This is a genomic window from Nocardiopsis exhalans, from assembly GCF_024134545.1.
Classification (GTDB): domain Bacteria; phylum Actinomycetota; class Actinomycetes; order Streptosporangiales; family Streptosporangiaceae; genus Nocardiopsis; species Nocardiopsis exhalans.
In genome coordinates this window covers 1644233-1659651 of sequence record NZ_CP099837.1, presented here as the reverse complement: position 1 = coordinate 1659651, position 15419 = coordinate 1644233, and the positions used below count along the sequence as shown (strand labels likewise).

Annotated in this window: 13 protein-coding genes and 1 pseudogene; 5 read left to right on the top strand and 9 right to left on the bottom strand. The window is 69.8% G+C overall.

The genetic code is table 11. The features are described from left to right. Positions 1 to 186: 186 nt before the first annotated feature. Together NE857_RS07415 and metG are read left to right on the top strand one after the other, a co-directional pair. Complete coding sequence (locus NE857_RS07415; RefSeq protein ID WP_254420320.1) at positions 187 to 1620, top strand: APC family permease; 1434 nt, start codon at positions 187 to 189, stop codon at positions 1618 to 1620. Between the two features lie 247 nt (positions 1621 to 1867). Continuing rightward, positions 1868 to 3367: a methionine--tRNA ligase gene (gene metG / locus NE857_RS07410; protein ID WP_254420319.1), complete on the top strand. Its 1500-nt coding sequence runs from the start codon at positions 1868 to 1870 to the stop codon at positions 3365 to 3367. A gap of 33 nt (positions 3368 to 3400) precedes the next feature. Here metG and NE857_RS07405 read toward each other — a convergent pair whose 3' ends face one another. From NE857_RS07405 to rpsB, 6 genes are all read right to left on the bottom strand, one after another. Beyond that, positions 3401 to 4582, bottom strand: a complete 1182-nt coding sequence (locus tag NE857_RS07405; protein ID WP_301184315.1) for a pyridoxal phosphate-dependent aminotransferase — start codon at positions 4580 to 4582, stop codon at positions 3401 to 3403. 164 nt (positions 4583 to 4746) lie between these two features. After that, the gene (locus NE857_RS07400; RefSeq protein ID WP_254420318.1) at positions 4747 to 5700 is read right to left on the bottom strand and encodes a phosphatidate cytidylyltransferase; all 954 of its coding nucleotides are present in this window, start codon (positions 5698 to 5700) and stop codon (positions 4747 to 4749) included. Between the two features lie 3 nt (positions 5701 to 5703). Further along, the gene (frr, locus tag NE857_RS07395; protein WP_017580760.1) at positions 5704 to 6261 is read right to left on the bottom strand and encodes a ribosome recycling factor; all 558 of its coding nucleotides are present in this window, start codon (positions 6259 to 6261) and stop codon (positions 5704 to 5706) included. Positions 6262 to 6326: 65 nt separating this feature from the next. After that, positions 6327 to 7052: a UMP kinase gene (pyrH, locus tag NE857_RS07390; RefSeq protein WP_254421906.1), complete on the bottom strand. Its 726-nt coding sequence runs from the start codon at positions 7050 to 7052 to the stop codon at positions 6327 to 6329. A 192-nt stretch (positions 7053 to 7244) separates the two neighbouring features. Further along, on the bottom strand, positions 7245 to 8081 hold the full coding sequence (tsf, locus tag NE857_RS07385) for a translation elongation factor Ts (protein WP_254420317.1): 837 nt from the start codon (positions 8079 to 8081) through the stop codon (positions 7245 to 7247). Positions 8082 to 8230: 149 nt separating this feature from the next. Further along, the gene (rpsB, locus tag NE857_RS07380) at positions 8231 to 9178 is read right to left on the bottom strand and encodes a 30S ribosomal protein S2 (protein ID WP_254420316.1); all 948 of its coding nucleotides are present in this window, start codon (positions 9176 to 9178) and stop codon (positions 8231 to 8233) included. A gap of 316 nt (positions 9179 to 9494) precedes the next feature. Here rpsB and NE857_RS07375 point away from each other — a divergent pair. Then, positions 9495 to 9890, top strand: a pseudogene (locus tag NE857_RS07375) (peptidoglycan DD-metalloendopeptidase family protein); the annotation flags it as partial. 142 nt (positions 9891 to 10032) lie between these two features. Here NE857_RS07375 and NE857_RS07370 read toward each other — a convergent pair. The 3 genes from NE857_RS07370 to NE857_RS07360 form a co-directional block, all read right to left on the bottom strand. After that, positions 10033 to 10944 carry a tyrosine recombinase XerC gene (locus tag NE857_RS07370; protein ID WP_254420315.1) on the bottom strand — a complete coding sequence of 304 codons (912 nt, stop codon included), beginning with the start codon at positions 10942 to 10944 and terminating at the stop codon, positions 10033 to 10035. Further along, positions 10941 to 11300 (bottom strand): RidA family protein, encoded by a 360-nt coding sequence (locus NE857_RS07365; RefSeq protein ID WP_254420314.1) that lies wholly within the window; start codon positions 11298 to 11300, stop codon positions 10941 to 10943. The genes NE857_RS07370 and NE857_RS07365 overlap by 4 nt, the downstream gene beginning before the upstream one ends. 382 nt (positions 11301 to 11682) lie before the next feature. Then, the gene (locus NE857_RS07360; protein ID WP_254420313.1) at positions 11683 to 12477 is read right to left on the bottom strand and encodes an AfsR/SARP family transcriptional regulator; all 795 of its coding nucleotides are present in this window, start codon (positions 12475 to 12477) and stop codon (positions 11683 to 11685) included. Between the two features lie 285 nt (positions 12478 to 12762). Between NE857_RS07360 and NE857_RS07355 the strand changes: the two genes are divergently transcribed. Then, positions 12763 to 14037 carry an aminotransferase family protein gene (locus NE857_RS07355; RefSeq protein WP_254420312.1) on the top strand — a complete coding sequence of 425 codons (1275 nt, stop codon included), beginning with the start codon at positions 12763 to 12765 and terminating at the stop codon, positions 14035 to 14037. Continuing rightward, positions 14034 to 15209 carry an iron-containing alcohol dehydrogenase gene (locus NE857_RS07350; protein WP_254420311.1) on the top strand — a complete coding sequence of 392 codons (1176 nt, stop codon included), beginning with the start codon at positions 14034 to 14036 and terminating at the stop codon, positions 15207 to 15209. The genes NE857_RS07355 and NE857_RS07350 overlap by 4 nt, the downstream gene beginning before the upstream one ends. The last annotated feature ends 210 nt before the right edge of the window (positions 15210 to 15419 follow it).

The following is a 15419-nucleotide window of genomic DNA, read 5'->3' as shown; positions in this document are numbered from 1 at the left end:
ACCGGGCGGGCGGCGTCCCGGAGCAGTCGCCCTTTCCACAACGGACAACCCGACTCTGGCCACTCTGGACAACCAGCGCCGGAATTGTGGACAGTGGGGCTCTTCACCTTCGGGCCCTCACGTGTTCTCTTGTTCCCCCACACGTGTGTCCCCCGACACAGGCACGACCCGTTGGGAGCCCCCTCCATGTCCAACACCAGTCCGGGTTTCGTCAAGGTCCTGGGTAGGGCGGACGTCCTCGCCCTGGCCTTCGGAGCGATGATCGGCTTCGGCTGGATCGTCCTCACCGGCGACTTCATCGACGCGGCGGGCAGCGGCGGCGCCGCACTCGCCTTCGTCATCGGCGGCGTCATCATGGCGTTCGTCGGCCTCACCTACGCCGAACTCGTCTCCGCCATGCCGCACGCGGGCGGCGAGCACCACTACGCCATGCGCGCCATCGGCCCCAAGGGGGCGTTCGTGGCCTCCTGGGCGATGGTCCTGGGCTACGTCTCGGTGGTCGCCTTCGAAGCGGTCGCCGTCCCGCAGACCCTCGTCTACATCTTCCCGAACATCGAGGTCGGCCACCTGTGGACGATCGCCGAGTACGACGTCCACGTCAGCCTCGTCGCCGTCGGCGTGCTCAGCGCCGCGGCGATGACCGCGCTCAACTACGTGGGCATCAAACCGGCCAGCGTCTTCCAGGGCATCACGGTCCTGTTCCTGCTCGCGGCGGGCGCCGCCATGCTCACCGGCTCGTTCGTGGGCGGTTCGGCCGCGAACATGGAACCCCTCTTCACCGGCGGGGTCTCCGGGATGTTCGTGGTGCTGGTCGCGGTCCCGTTCCTGTTCGTGGGCTTCGACGTCATCCCGCAGTCGGCCTCGGAGATCAAACTCCCCTACCGCCTGGTGGGCACGCTCCTGGTGATCTCGGTCTTCTGTGCCACCGCCTGGTACGTCATGGTCATGCTGACCGCGGGCGCGGGGATGCCCACCGCCGACCTTGCCGGCTCCGAGCTCGCCTCCGCCGACTCCATGGCCGCCATGTGGAACAGCACCGCCATGGGCAACATCCTGGTCCTGGGCGGTATCGCCGGTTTGCTGACCAGCTGGAACGCCTTCCTCATCGGCGGTAGCCGGCTCATCTACGCGATGGCCCGCTCCCGGATGCTCCCGACCTGGTTCGGCGAACTGCACCCGCGCTTCCACACCCCGGCCAACGCGGTTCTGTTCATCGGCACGCTGTCGACGCTCGCCCCGTTCTTCGGCCGCCCGATGCTCGTCTGGCTGGTCAACGCGGGCGGGCTGAACATCGTGATCGCCTTCCTGATGGTGATCGTGAGCTTCCTGGTCCTGCGCCGCCGCGAGCCGGAAATGGAGCGCCCCTTCAAGGTCCGTGCGGGCGTCCCGGTGGGCGTCACGGCCTTCGTGCTGGCCTTCGGCCTGTTCCTGCTGTACCTGCCGGGCATGCCCGCCGCCCTGAGCTGGCCCAACGAGTGGTCCATGGTCCTCGTCTGGTGGCTCGGCGGCGCCGCCCTCATGTGGCGCCTGCCCGGAGTCAGCCCAGGTCCTGACGCCGAGCAGCGCCTCATCGACGTCATGGACGCCCGGTCCGGAGGCCAGGAGACACCCACCCCCTGACCCGCGCGGGGCGGGCACCTGCAACCGGGCCCGCCCGCCCCGGCTCGGTCCTCAGGGAAACGCCTGGGTCGGTGGGGCGGCAGGCGGTAGGATGCCGGGCATGACGCGGGTGTGCTTCTCGATGATGAGCCGGATGATGATGTCATCCGGCCTTCCCCGCGTGCTCTGACCACCCCCTGTCCGCGGAAAGGCCCCACTGGGCCTTCCCGGCGGAGGGTTCCTGGTGGGGCCGGAAAAGGTTCCCACCATGGATCGTTACTACGTCACCACGGCCATCCCCTATGTGAACGGCGCGCCCCATGTGGGGCATGCCCTGGAGCTCGTGCAGGCCGACACGCTGGCCCGGTACCACCGGGAGGCCGGCGACGAGGTACGGGCACAGACCGGCACCGACGACAACGCGTTGAAGAACGTGCTCAGCGCCCGTGCGGCCGGTCTGGAGACCGCCGAGTACGTGGATCTGGTCTCCCGGCGCTTCCTCGATCTGGCCGGGCCGCTCGGACTCTCGTTCGACGACTCCGTACGCACCGCCTTCGACCCGCGCCACCGGCCCGGAGTGGAGAAGCTCTGGAACGCCTGTCTGGAACGCGGCGACCTGTACCGCCGGAGCTACACCGGGCTGTACTGCACCGGCTGCGAGCAGTTCTACTCCCCCGACGAGCTCCCCGAGGGGCTGTGTTCGGAGCACCGGAGCGCACCCGAGGAGATCGCGGAGGAGAACTGGTTCTTCCGGCTCAGCCGCTACCAGGAACCGCTGCGGGAGCTCATCTCCTCGGGTGAGCTGCTCGTCGAACCCGATTTCCGCCGCCGGGAGGTGCTCTCCTTCATCGAGTCCGGGCTGGAGGACTTCAGCGTCTCGCGGAGCGTGGAGCGCGCACGCGGTTGGGGGATCCCGGTACCCGGCGACCCCGGGCAGGTCATTTATGTGTGGTACGACGCCCTGGCCAACTACATCACCGGACCCGGCTACGGCACCGACCCCGGGGGCTACGACCACTGGTGGACCCGCGCCGACCAGCGGGTGCACGTGATCGGCAAGGGCATCCTGCGCTTCCACGCTGTGTACTGGCCCGCCCTGCTGCTCTCGGCCGGTCTCACCCTGCCCACCACGGTGCTGGTGCACGAGTACCTCACCGCCGACGGCGAGAAGATCAGCAAGTCGGCGGGCAGCTCCGTCGACCCCGTCGCCATCACCGGGGCCCACGGCACGGACGCGCTGCGCTGGTGGCTGCTGCGCGACGTCGGCCGCTCCGGGGACACCGACTACACCGAGGCCCGCCTGGTCACCCGGCACGACGAGGACCTGGCCAAGACCATCGGCAACCTCGTCAACCGGACCGTGACCATGGTCGCCAAGTACCGCTCCGGGGTGGTGTCAGGGGCGGACTCCCGGACCGGGGAGCCCTCTCTTGCCAAGACCCGGGCTGCGGCTGCCGAACAGGTGGACGCGGCCGTGCGCGCCTTCGACCTGCGGGCGGCCACCGGCGCCTTGGTCGCCTTGGCCGACGAGGGCAACCGGTTCGTCGCCGACCACGAACCGTGGGTCCTGGCCCGCGCCGAGCGCACCGGGCAGGCCGGTCCCGAGGCTCTGGACACGGTGCTCGGCGAGCTGGTGGCCACCTGCCGGGAACTGGCCCGGCTGCTGCGGCCCTTCCTGCCCGGCGCCGCCGCACGGCTCACCGCGCAGCTGGGCGGGGACGGCGACCGGCTGCCCCCGGCCGCACCGGTGTTCGGCAGGCTCGGCTGACAGGGCCGGGCGGACCGTCCCCGCCCGCCCGGTCTAGTTCTCGCGCTTGTGCCAGGTGGTCAGGCGGCGGACCGCCTCGTCGAGGACCTCGTCCTTCTTACAGAAGGCGAAGCGCAGCAGGTGCCGGCCCTCCTCCTGGTGGTCGTAGAACACCTTGGCCGGAACCGCCGCCACCCCGGCCTCGCGGGGCAGGGCGCGGGCGACGTCCTCGCCGTCCAGGTAGCCCAGCGGCCGGATGTCGGCCATCAGGAAGTAGGTGCCCTCGCACACGTTCACGTCGAACCCGGTGGCGGTCAGCCCCTCGGCGAGGCGGTCCCGCTTGTCCTGGAGCGCACGCCGCTGCTGCTGGACCCACTCCCACTCGTTGTCCATCGCGTCGGCGATGGCCAGCTGGAGGGCGCCGTTGGCGGAGAAGGTGAGGAACTGGTTGACCGTGCGCACGGCGCGCACCAGCGGCTCGGGGCCGGTGACCCAACCGGTCTTCCAGGCGGTGACCGCGAACATCTTGCCCACGGAGGAGATCGACAGGGTCCGCTCGCGCATGCCCGGCAGCGAGGCCAGCGGGACGTGCGGGCGGCCGTCGAAGGTGAGGAACTCGTACACCTCGTCGGTGACCGCGATCAGGTCGTTCTCGCGGCAGACCTCGGCGATCTCCGCCAGCTCGGCCTCGGTGAAGACCGTGCCGGTGGGGTTGTGCGGGGTGTTGACCATGATCAGCCGGGTGCGCGGGGTGATCGCGGCACGGAGTTCGGCGGGGTCGAAGGTGAAGCGTCCGCTGGACGGCTCGCGACGCAGCGCGACCGGGCGGCGCACCCCGCCCGCGAGGGAGATCATCGCGGCGTAGGAGTCGTACATCGGCTCGAAGACGACCACCTCGTCCCCGTGCTCCACCAGTGCCAGCATCGAAGCGGCGATCCCGGCGGTGGCGCCTACGGTCACGTAGACCTCGGAGTCCGGGTCGAAGTCCAGCCCGTAGTGGCGGGAGCGGTAGCGGCTCACCGCCTGGCGAAGCTCGGGGCGGCCCGGGCCGGGCGGGTACTGGTTCACCCCCGCCATGATGTTGCGGGTCGCGCCTTCCAGAAGGGAGCGCGGCCCGTCGGTGTCGGGGAAACCCTGCCCGAGGTTGACGGATTCGGTCTCGACTGCCAGGCGAGTCATCTCGGCGAAGATCGTCTCGCCGTACTCGCGCATTCTCTCGATCAGCGGTTCTTCCACCCGTCGAGCGTATCCACACGCCTGCGCGAGGGCATCCCCCGCACCCCGGCTCCCGGTGACCGCCGAGGCGGGGTACCGGCCCGGACACGGCGAAGGCCCCCGGTCTCGTGGCGCCCAGTCCATCGCTGGGTGCCGCGAGGCCGGGGGCCCGGCTTCGTCACTACCTACGGCAACAGGAGGCTCAGCACGATCCAGACCACGGGACCCGCGATGAGCAGCGAGTCGATGCGGTCCATCAGACCGCCGTGGCCCGGCATGAACCGGCCCATGTCCTTGACCCCGAGATCGCGCTTGAAGAGCGACTCGATGAGGTCGCCGACCGTGGCCGCCAGGACCACGGCCAGACCCAGGACCACGCCGACCCACCAGGGGCCGTCCAACAGCAGGGTCACGCACAGCGCACCCGCCACCGCGCAGCCCACCACGGAGCCGCCGAAGCCCTCCCAGGTCTTGTTCGGGCTGATCACCGGCGCCATCTTGTGCCGACCCAGCAGGATCCCGGCGAAGTAACCGCCGATGTCGCTGGAGATCGTCACGACGATGAACACCACGAGCCGCTGCTGACCGTCCTCGGGATGCGCGATGAGCAGCATCCACGTGGCGAGCAGGAACGGCAGGTACACCAGGACGAACAGGTTCGCCGACGCGTCGGCGACGAACCCCTCGGCCCCTCCCCTCAACCGCCAGGCCAGGCAGGCGATGGCGGTGGCGGCGGTGATGCCCACCAGCCAGTCCGCCCCGCCGAAGTAGGCCCCGGCCTGCATGGCCACACCGCCCGCGGCCAACGGGACCACGGCCAGGGTCATGCCCTTGCCGCCGAACGCCCGGTTGAGCTCGCGGAGCCCGATCAGCACCCCCAGGGAGGTGATGATCGTGAACAGCTGAGGCCACGGAAAGATCGAGAAGTAGACGAGTGCGCCCAGGGCGCACCCGCTGGCGATGGCCACCGGGAGGTTGCGACCGGTCTTGACCGGTGCACCCCCCGGCTTGTGCAGCACGAAGCGCTGCCCGGCGGCCGTGTCCGCGGCGGGGTCGCCCGCCGCGGACGGGGGATTGTCGTCGGGTCTGTGCTCCGGCGAGTGGTCATCGCCTCCAGAGCCCTTGGAAGGTGTGCTCACCGGCTAAACCTCGAGAAGATCAGATTCCTTGTGCTTCAACAGCTCGTCGATGGCGGCGACGTACTTCTGGGAGAGCTCGTCCAGCTCGACCTGGGCGCGGTGCGCCTCGTCCTCGCCGAGCTCGCCCGCCTTGACGCCCTTCTCGAAGCTGTCCTTCGCACGGCGGCGCACGTTGCGGATCGAGACCTTGCTGTCCTCGGCCTTGGTGCGCGCGACCTTCACGTACTCCTTGCGGCGCTCCTCGGACAGGTCCGGGAAGACCACGCGGATGACCTGGCCGTCGTCGGAGGGGTTGACGCCCAGGTCGCTGTTGCGGATCGCGTTGATGATCTCGGTGCGCGCGTTGACGTCGAACGGGGAGATGACGACCATCCGCGGCTCGGGCACCGAGAAGGAGGCCAACTGGTTGATCGGCGTGCGGGCACCGTAGTAGTCGACGGTGATCTTGTTGAAGGTGGCCGGGGTGGGGCGGCCGGTGCGGATCGTCGCGAAGTCCTCCTTCGCCACGGTCACGGCCTTCTCCATCTTCTCCTCGGCCTCAAGGAGGGTTTCTTCGATCATTGTGGCGCTCCCGGGTTCTCGGCTGGGTGTTCGTGGCTTGCTGTCGCGGCCGACCTGTCCTCCGCCTAGACGGAGGCCGGACCGACGATGGTGCCGATCTTCTCACCGCGGACCGCGCGCAGGATGTTGCCCTGGCTCATGAGGTCGAAGACGACGATGGGCAGCCCGTTGTCCATGCACAGGCTGACGGCCGTGGCGTCCATGACCTTGAGGCCGCGGGTGAGGACCTCGTTGTAGTTGAGCTTGTCGAACCTGACCGCGTCCGGGTTGCGCTGCGGGTCGGCGTCGTAGACGCCGTCGACCTGGGTGCCCTTGAGTACCGCCTGGGCGCCGATCTCCAGCGCGCGCTGGGCGGCGGTGGTGTCGGTGGAGAAGAACGGCGCACCGAGACCGGCACCGAAGATGACCACGCGGCCCTTCTCCAGGTGGCGGATGGCGCGGCGCGGGATGTAGGCCTCCGCGACCTGGCTCATGTGGATCGCGGTCTGCACGCGGGTGTCCACGCCCAGGCGCTCCAGGAAGTCCTGGAGGGCGAGGCAGTTGATGACGGTGCCGAGCATCCCCATGTAGTCGGCACGGCCGCGCTCGATCCCGCCTTCGGTGAGCTGCGCTCCGCGGAACATGTTGCCGCCGCCGACGACGACGGCGACCTGGATCCCCTCGGAGACCGCCTCCGCGATGGACTCCGCCACGTACTGGACGACCTCGGGCTCGATACCGAGCCCGCCGCCACCGGCGAAGGCCTCCCCCGAGAGCTTGAGCATGACCCGTTTCCAACCGGAATTGTGCATGGCGGGTTCGCTGGTCAACGCTTCGTTCTCCGACACGGCCTGTGGCCTCCCTTGTTCTCCCCGAGTGGCACAGGGTCCCCCGAGTACTCCTGCTGCGGGCGGATGAGGCATTCGGCGCCTGGAATCCGCCCATATCCACCAGAAGGTGCCGGGGAGAGAAGTCTCCCCGGCACCTCCATCATGTCAAAGCCTCTAGGCCTGGCCGACCTTGAAGCGGACGAAGCGCTTGACGGTAACGCCGGCCTCGTCGACGACCTTCTGGACCGTCTTCTTGTTCTCCTTGACGAACGGCTGGCCGAGCAGCGTCACGTCCTTGAAGTAACCGTTGAGACGGCCTTCCACGATCTTGGGGATGGCCTGCTCGGGCTTGCCCTCCTCGCGGGTGGTCTCCTCGGCGATGCGACGCTCGTTGGCCACGGTCTCAGCGGGGACGTCGTCCTTGCTGATGTACTGCGGGGCCAGAGCGGCGATCTGCTGGGCGAGGTCCTTGCCGACCTCTTCGTCCTTCTTGTCCAGCTCGACCAGGACGCCCATGGTCGGGGGCAGGTCCGGGTCGGACTTGTGCAGGTAGCTCGCGACGAAGGCACCGTCGAACTTGGCGATGCGACGGAACTCGAGCTTCTCGCCGATGATCGCGCTCTTGGCCTCGATGTAGGCCTGGAGGCTCTTGCCCGGCTCGATCTCGGCGGCGGCGACGACGGCGATGTCATCGCTGTCCTGGGCGACGACGAAGTCGGCGACCTCGTTGGCCAGCGCGATGAAGCCGTCGTTCTTGGCGACGAAGTCGGTCTCGCAGTTGAGCTCGATGAGGGTGGCCTTGCCCTCGCTCTGCTGCTTGAGGACGACCATGCCCTGGGCGGCGGTGCGGTCAGCGCGCTTGTCGACGGACTTGGCGCCCTTGATCCGCAGGGCCTCGACGGCCTTGTCGTAGTCGCCGTCGGCCTCGGTCAGGGCCTTCTTGCAGTCCATCATGCCGGCGCCGGTCGCGTCGCGCAGCTTCTTGACGTCCGCGGCGGTGAAGTTCGCCATGACTGTTCTCGGATTCCCTTGAAGTGAAGTCTGATCTGGCAGTGGAACGGCCCGGGTGAGTACCGCGCGGGCCGCCCCGCCCACAGGGGCGAGGCGGCACACAGGCGACGGTCTTCCCGGGCCGCTGAGTTCCCGGAAGGAACCGCTGACTACTCGGCGGCCTTGTCCTCGGCCGGAGCCTCGGGGGCCTGCTCGGGGGCGTCCACCGGGGAGTCCTCGGCGGTGACCTCGGCCGGAGCCTCGGCGGCGACCTCGTCGGCCGGGGCCACGGTGGCGGTCTCGGCCGGGGCCTGCTCGGCGGCGGCCTCGGCGGCAGCCGTCTCGCTCTTGCCCTCGAGGAGCTCGCGCTCCCACTCGGCCAGGGGCTCCTCGGCGGCCTTCTCCTCGGTCGCGCCGGAGGCGCCGGAGCGGACCAGCAGACCGTCGGCGACGGCGTCGGCGACGACGCGGGTGAGCAGGCTGACGCTGCGGATGGCGTCGTCGTTACCCGGGATCGGGTAGTCGACCTCGTCCGGGTCGCAGTTGGTGTCGAGGATCGCGACGACCGGGATGTTCAGCTTGCGAGCCTCGCTGATCGCGATGTGCTCCTTCTTGGTGTCCACGATCCACACGGCGCTGGGCACGCGGGACATGTCGCGGATACCACCGAGGGTGCGCTCGAGCTTGTCCTTCTCACGGCGAAGGTTCAGCAGCTCCTTCTTGGTGAGCGCGGAGCCGGCGACGTCGTCGAAGTCGATCTCCTCCAGCTCCTTGAGGCGCTGGAGCCGCTTGTGCACGGTGGAGAAGTTGGTGAGCATGCCGCCCAGCCAACGCTGGTTGACGAAAGGCATGCCGACGCGGCGGGCCTGCTCGTCGATGGCCTCCTGCGCCTGCTTCTTCGTGCCGACGAACAGGATGGTGCCACCGTGGGCGACCGTCTGCTTGACGAACTCGTAGGCGCGGTCGATGTACGCCAGCGACTTCTGGAGGTCGATGATGTAGATGCCGTTGCGCTCGGTGAAGATGAAGCGCTTCATCTTGGGGTTCCAGCGACGGGTCTGGTGCCCGAAGTGGACGCCGCTCTCCAGGAGCTGGCGGATGGTCACGACTGTGGCCATGACTGGTCCTCCTTGCGGTGGCGGATGCTTTCTCCGCCTTCGGTTGATCCTGACGCCCCGGCCGTACCGCCACCCCGCCGAAGCGGTGTGGACCGTGGGTGCGACCCCTCCCGGAGGAGGCGGGTGGGCGTGCGTATTGTGGTTTGGCCCTACGGGCCACGGATGATTCTATCCTCCGTCGGACACACCACGGAACAGCCTTGTGTCCAGGCAGATCTCCGAGAGCGCGACACCTCTACGGAGGGCTCGGGCGGGGGTTGTCCACAGGCCCGGTCCTCCTCTGGCGAAGGGCGGCCGGCGAGCGCATTCTGGATTCATGGGAATCCGCCGCATCTGGCACCTCCTGCTGTCGCTCTCGCTCCTGCTCTTCCCCGTTTTCCCCCACCGAACCGCGCTATCGGCGACCTCGCCCGAGCCCTCCTGGCGCTGGCCGGTGGACCCTCCCGTGGAGGTCCTGCGCCGCTTCGAACCACCCGCGCAGCGCTGGCTGCCGGGCCACCGGGGCGTGGACCTGGCGGCCCGACCCGGTCAGCCGATCCACCCGGCGGGCCCGGGCCGGGTCCATTTCGCCGGCCGGGTCGCCGGTGTGGGCGTGGTCAGCGTCTCGCACGGCGACCTGCGCACCACCTACCTCCCGGTGGATCCCGCCGTCACCCGGGGGGACCCGGTCGGCGACCAACCCCTGGGCACCCTGTCCGCCGCCCCGCGGCACTGCCCGCACCGCCCCTGCCTGCACTGGGGCCTGCTCCGCGACACCACCTACCTGGACCCCCTGGGCCTGGTGGGCCATGGTGAGGTCCGTCTGCTCCCGCTGGGCCCGTCACCGCTGATGCGGGCGGCGCCGCAGCAGCGGCTCAGGCGCGGGGGTGGGCCTGCCGGTAGGCGCTGCGCAGGCGGTCCACGGAGACGTGGGTGTAGATCTGGGTGCTCCGCGGGCTGGAGTGGCCCAGGAACTCCTGGACGCTGCGCAGGTCCGCTCCGCCGTTCAGCAGGTGGGTGGCGGCGCTGTGGCGCAGGCCGTGCGGGGCGCTGTCCAGGCCCGCCGCCCGGAAGTGGGCGTGCACGTCCGCGCGGGCCTGGCGTACACCCAGGCGACCGCCGCGGGCACCCAGGAGGAGGGCGGCTCCGCCGGTGCCGGTGGCCAGTTCCGGGCGGCCCCGGGCGGTCCAGGCGTCCAGGGCGTCCAGGGCCGGGACTCCCACCGGGACCGTGCGCTCCTTGTTCCCCTTGCCCAGCACCCGGACGGTGTTCCGGGAGCGGTCGAGATCGTCCAGGTCCAGGGCGCACAGCTCGGCGACCCGGATACCGGTGGCGTAGAGCAGTTCCACGACCGCGTGGCGGCGCAGCTCCACCGGGGTCTGCGGCACGAAGCCCTCCAGCACGGCCGCCGCCTGCTCCTCGTCCAACACGGCGGGCAGGGAGCGCTGTTGCCTGGGCGCGGACAGCCGGGGGCCAGGGTCGATGGTCAGGACCCCTTCGCGGTGCAGGAGGCGAGTCAGGGCGCGCACCGCCGCCACCCGGCGGGCCACCGTGGAGCGGCTCGCCCCGGTGGACCGCGCCCGGGAGAGCCAGGCGCGGATCAGGGGGACGTCCAGGTCGGCCGGGGCGTGGCCGCGGGAATCGAGGTCGTGGAGGAGGGACCTGGCGTCGGCCAGGTAGCCGCGCACGGTGTGCGGGGACCGGCCCAGTTCACCGGCCAGGTGCGTGGCGAAGCGTTCCAGGACCCCGGCCGAGGGTTCGGGGACAGAGGGTTCGGGGGCGGTCAAGCGTTCTCCCTGGGCAGGCAGGCGACGGCGTCGATCTCCACCAGGAAGCGGGGGTCGACCAGGCCGCTCACCTCCACCAGGCTGGCCGCGGGCCGGTGTCCGTCGGGCAGGGAGCCCAGGAGCGCGGAGCGGAACTCGTCCAGGTCGGCGATGTGCCGGAGGTAGTAGGTCAGTTTCACCACGTGGCTCAGGTCGGCCCCGTGTCGGGCCAGGACGGCCTCCATGTTCCGGAAGATCTGCCGGGTCTGCCCAGCCGCGTCACCGACGACACCGCCGTCGGGCGCCTGCGGGACCTGCCCGGAGACGAACAGGAGCGGACCGTCGGCCACCAGGGCGTCGCTGTACGGTTTGGCCATGGCTGGACCGTACCCAAGGCGCGCCCCGGGTACCCACCGGGACGCGTCCGCCGGTCGTGGCCCACACCGCCCCCTCTCGCCACAGCTGCCGAACAAAGGCCCCGGCCAGCGGTTTCTTCGGAGTTCCGTGTCGGAGACCGGGAACGCATGCCACCGGGCGCGGCAATCCCGCCAAGAGGATCCGAGAACCTCCCGGTGTTCTCAGCGGGGCGGTCGAAACGGCGCAGAAATCCACACCCCGGTTCCGGGCGGGACAATCCCTTTCCGGAGAAGAAAGACACTGCGTTAATGGGAAGATGAATCTTTCGAAACCCTCCGGAAACCATCCGCCCGCGGGACTGGAATCGCTCCCAGTCCCGCGGGCCGTCACAGCGCGCCTCCGCTAGGCGGCGCTCGTTTCCCATCTGCCGTCGAGTGTGTCGGAGGTGATCAGCAGGAGCTGGTTGTCGGCCCGCAGGATCGCCTCATGGAGTCTGCGCAGGACCGAGGTGGGATCGATGCCCAGCTCCCGGGCCAGGCGGATCCGGGCCGCACGGTAGACCTCCAGCGCCTCGGCCTGGCGGCCCGACCTGTACAGCGCGAGCATCAGCAGGGCCAGCAGCCTCTCACGGTAGGGGTGGGCGGAGGCGAGCTCCGCGAGTTCGGGCACCAGCCGTGCGTGGTGCCCTCGGTCCAGGTCGATTTCGATCCGTTCCTGACTGGCCAGCAGCCTGAGTTCCTCCAACCGCCTGATCTCGTTCCCCACGACGCCGCTGTTGGGAATGTCGGAGTACGGTCTGCCCCGCCACAGTCCCGTGGCCCGGCCGTGCAGTTCGGCGGCCTGCCCCAGCTCGCCCTGGCTTCGAGCCCTGCGGGCGAGGTTCACGGTGGTCTCGAAATACCTCGCGTCGACCTGGGCACTGCACAGCTCCATGCGGTAGCCGAGGCCGTCCCGCGCCAGGCGGCCGCTGTCGCCCAAAGCCTTGCGCAGCCGGTGCACGTACACCTGCAGGGTGCTGCGGGCACCGCCCGGCGGGTTCCCCTCCCAGAGGGCCTCGGCCAGTTCGTCCAGGGACAGGCGGTCCCCGCCCTGGCTCAACAGCACCGCCAACAGGCGGCGCAGCATGGGGGCCCGGAGTTCAATGGGAACGCCGTCCCGATAAATCACGAGTGGGCCGAGAATGCCGAACTCAATCACGTCGCCTCCTGTCGGGAGATGCTTTACCCAACTCCATGTGTCCGGAACAGGCCAGCCTGCTTATCACTTTCCGTGTCCAGTCATCGCCGGTGGTGACGTTTGTACGTGAAGAAAATAGGACGAATACCTCTTACGGTGCAACCGGGCAGTAATCCAGGTGTAAGTGGTTTCACCCATGCTGGGTCCAGCGCCGACCGAACCCAGGGAAGAAAGTGCGAGATGAACGCTAACGGGCGGCCCGCCGCTCCCCCAGAAGCATCGGCACCCTCTCCCCTGTGGTTGCCGATGACCTCGATGAACATGTTCGAACGCGGAGGGACCACCCTCGTCGCCGGTGAGGGAGTGCGCGTCCGGGACGACGCGGGCAACAGCTATCTCTCCGCGACCTCGGGCCTGTGGAACGTGACCTGCGGGTGGAACCACCCCGTGATCGTCGACGCCGTCTCGGAGCAGTTGCGCCGGTTCTCCTACGGGACCCTGTTCCGATACGACCACGACGTCGCCCGTACCCTCGCGGCACGGCTTCTGGACATCGCGCCCGGCCGCTTCGAGCGGGTCTACTTCTCCACCTCGGGGTCCTCCGCCAACGAGACCGCGGTCAAGGTGCTGCGCCGTTACCGCAGCCTCATCGGCCAGCCCGAACGCCGCCTGCTCGTCTCCTTCGACACCCACTCCTGGCACGGCACAGGCATCGGCGCCATGGCCCTGACCGGCGAGGACCTCGACCAGGAGGAGTACGGGGTCGACCGCCGGTGGAACCGTCTGCTCCCCTTCCCGGACCCGTTCGCCGCCGAGCGCGGGCTGGGGCCGGACGAGGCGGCCTGCCGAGAGGCCCTGGCCGAACTGGAACGGACCGAGGGAGACCGGGTCGCGGCGGTCATCGTCGAGCCGATCCTCTGTTCTGGCGGCGTCCTCATGCCGCCGGAGGGCTTCCTGGAGGAGGTCGCCGCTGCCACCGAACGGATGGGGGCCCACCTGATCGTCGACGAGGTGGCGACGGGTTTCGGCCGCACGGGAAGAATGTTCGGGGCCGAGCACACCGGTATCCGGCCGGACGTGGTCACCATGTCCAAGGGGATCAACAGCGGCTACCTCCCGCTGGCCGCCACGCTTTTCCCCGCCGAGGTCTACGAGGCCTACGAGAGCTCGGGGGCCTACCTCACCCACGGTGAGACCCAGTCCGGCAACCCCGCCGCCTGCGCCGCCGCGCTCGCCACGCTGGAGGTCGTCGAGAAGGAGAACCTGGTGCGGCGATCGGCCGAGGCCGGGGCCCGGTTGCGCAAGCACCTCGACGCCCTCCTCCAACTCGACATCGTCGGCGAGGTTCGCGGTGAGGGTCTGGCCCTGGCCGTGGAACTGGTGCGGGACTCCCGGAGCGGGGAGCCGCTGTCCCCGATGGAGATGGCGATGGTCAGCCATCTGTGCCAGCGCAACGGCCTCCTGGTCCACCTGAGTCGCCGGTGCCTCCTGCTGTTCCCCCCGCTCGTCGTCACCGACGCCGAAGTGGACGAGATAGCGGCCCGGCTGACCGGAGCGCTGAAGGCGGTGAGGTCGCGATGACAGCCACCAGTGCTGGAACCAACCCCCACTGGTGGGTACCCACCAGAATCGACTTCGGTGCTGGCCGCCTACGCGACGTACCGTTGGAGGTCGAGCGGGCCGGCCGCCCGGTCGCGGTCATCGTCGACGAGCGCGCCGAGGCGGCGGCTCCCGGAATCGCACCACTGTTGGAGCGCCTCTCACCCGAACTGCTCATCCGCCGCGCGGCCAGCACGCCGACCCGGCAGGAGGCCGAAGAACTCTCCAAGCGCCTGCGGGAGTCCGGTGTCCGCTCCGTCTGCGCGGTCGGCGGCGGAACGGTACTGGACCTGGCCAAGGCGGCCGCTGCCGCAGCCGCACTGCCCGGGCTGCTCTCGGGGTGGCGACCCGGTGGCGGATTCGTCCTCCCCCAGCCCGTGACGCGCGGCGGTCTGCCAGTGGTGGCGGTGCCCACCACCGCGGCGACCGGTAGCGAGGTCAACGCCAAAGCGAGCCTGGCCGACGGTGGAGACCGCCGTTTCCTGGTCCACTGGTCCCTGTTCCCCAGGGTCGCGGTGATCGACCCGATTCTGCACACGTCACTGCCACCAGCCCTGACCGCGGAGGGGGCCCTCGAAACGGTCGCCCGGCTCCTGGTACCCATGGTGTCGGACCCGCCCACCACGGCCCTGCCCGACGAGATCGCGGTCGGCCAGATCAGAGCGGTGGTCCCGGCCGCGGACCGGGCCCTGGCCGACGGAGACGACCTGCAGGCGCGGGGCACGATCGCGCTGGCCGCCAGCGTCAGCACGTTCACCGTGCACCAGATCGGCCGCCACCAGCACTCGTTCTGGATCTGGTACCCGACGAACACACTCACCGCGCACGGCCTGCGCAAGGGCCCGGCCCTGGGTGTTCTGCTGACCCGGTGGGCGCGCCTGGTCGTCGACGGCGACAAACTGGCCGGGCACAGGGACCGGCTCGCGGATCTGGGCGGCCGCGCGCTGGGCCTCACGGGGGCTTCGGTCACCCCGACGCAAGCCGCCGACGCCCTGGTCGGCCTCCTGCGGCGGTGGGGCTTCCCCACCGAGTTCGAGGAGCTGGGCTTGGACGCCACCGCGGAGGAGCTGACCGAGCAGACATGGCGGGCCTGGTCAGAGCCGCTACAGCCGAGGACCAGGGATCAGGTGCGCGCTCTCTTCGAGGGCGCCTGACGCGCCCCGGGACCGCAACACGTCCCCCCTCCTGCAGATGATCTTGCTACCAGGAGCAAGTTCGGCGCCGAACTTGCTCCTGGTAGCAAGATCACGGGGGATATGGGGGCTAAGGCGTCTCTGCCCGGGCGTGGGCCGACACGCCAGGGTAGTGACGTGGTCGTCCAGGTGGGCGTGAATCGTGCTCGTAGGGGCGCCGGGGCCGGTCAA

Bases quoted from the DNA above. Each gene is read 5' to 3' on its own strand.
- NE857_RS07415 (WP_254420320.1), top strand. From the start codon at position 187: ATGTCCAACACCAGTCCGGGTTTCGTCAAGGTCCTGGGTAGGGCGGAC.
- metG (WP_254420319.1), top strand. From the start codon at position 1,868: ATGGATCGTTACTACGTCACCACGGCCATCCCCTATGTGAACGGCGCG.
- frr (WP_017580760.1), bottom strand. From the start codon at position 6,261: ATGATCGAAGAAACCCTCCTTGAGGCCGAGGAGAAGATGGAGAAGGCC.
- pyrH (WP_254421906.1), bottom strand. From the start codon at position 7,052: ATGCACAATTCCGGTTGGAAACGGGTCATGCTCAAGCTCTCGGGGGAG.
- tsf (WP_254420317.1), bottom strand. From the start codon at position 8,081: ATGGCGAACTTCACCGCCGCGGACGTCAAGAAGCTGCGCGACGCGACC.
- rpsB (WP_254420316.1), bottom strand. From the start codon at position 9,178: ATGGCCACAGTCGTGACCATCCGCCAGCTCCTGGAGAGCGGCGTCCAC.
- NE857_RS07365 (WP_254420314.1), bottom strand. From the start codon at position 11,300: ATGGCCAAACCGTACAGCGACGCCCTGGTGGCCGACGGTCCGCTCCTG.
- NE857_RS07355 (WP_254420312.1), top strand. From the start codon at position 12,763: ATGACCTCGATGAACATGTTCGAACGCGGAGGGACCACCCTCGTCGCC.
- NE857_RS07350 (WP_254420311.1), top strand. From the start codon at position 14,034: ATGACAGCCACCAGTGCTGGAACCAACCCCCACTGGTGGGTACCCACC.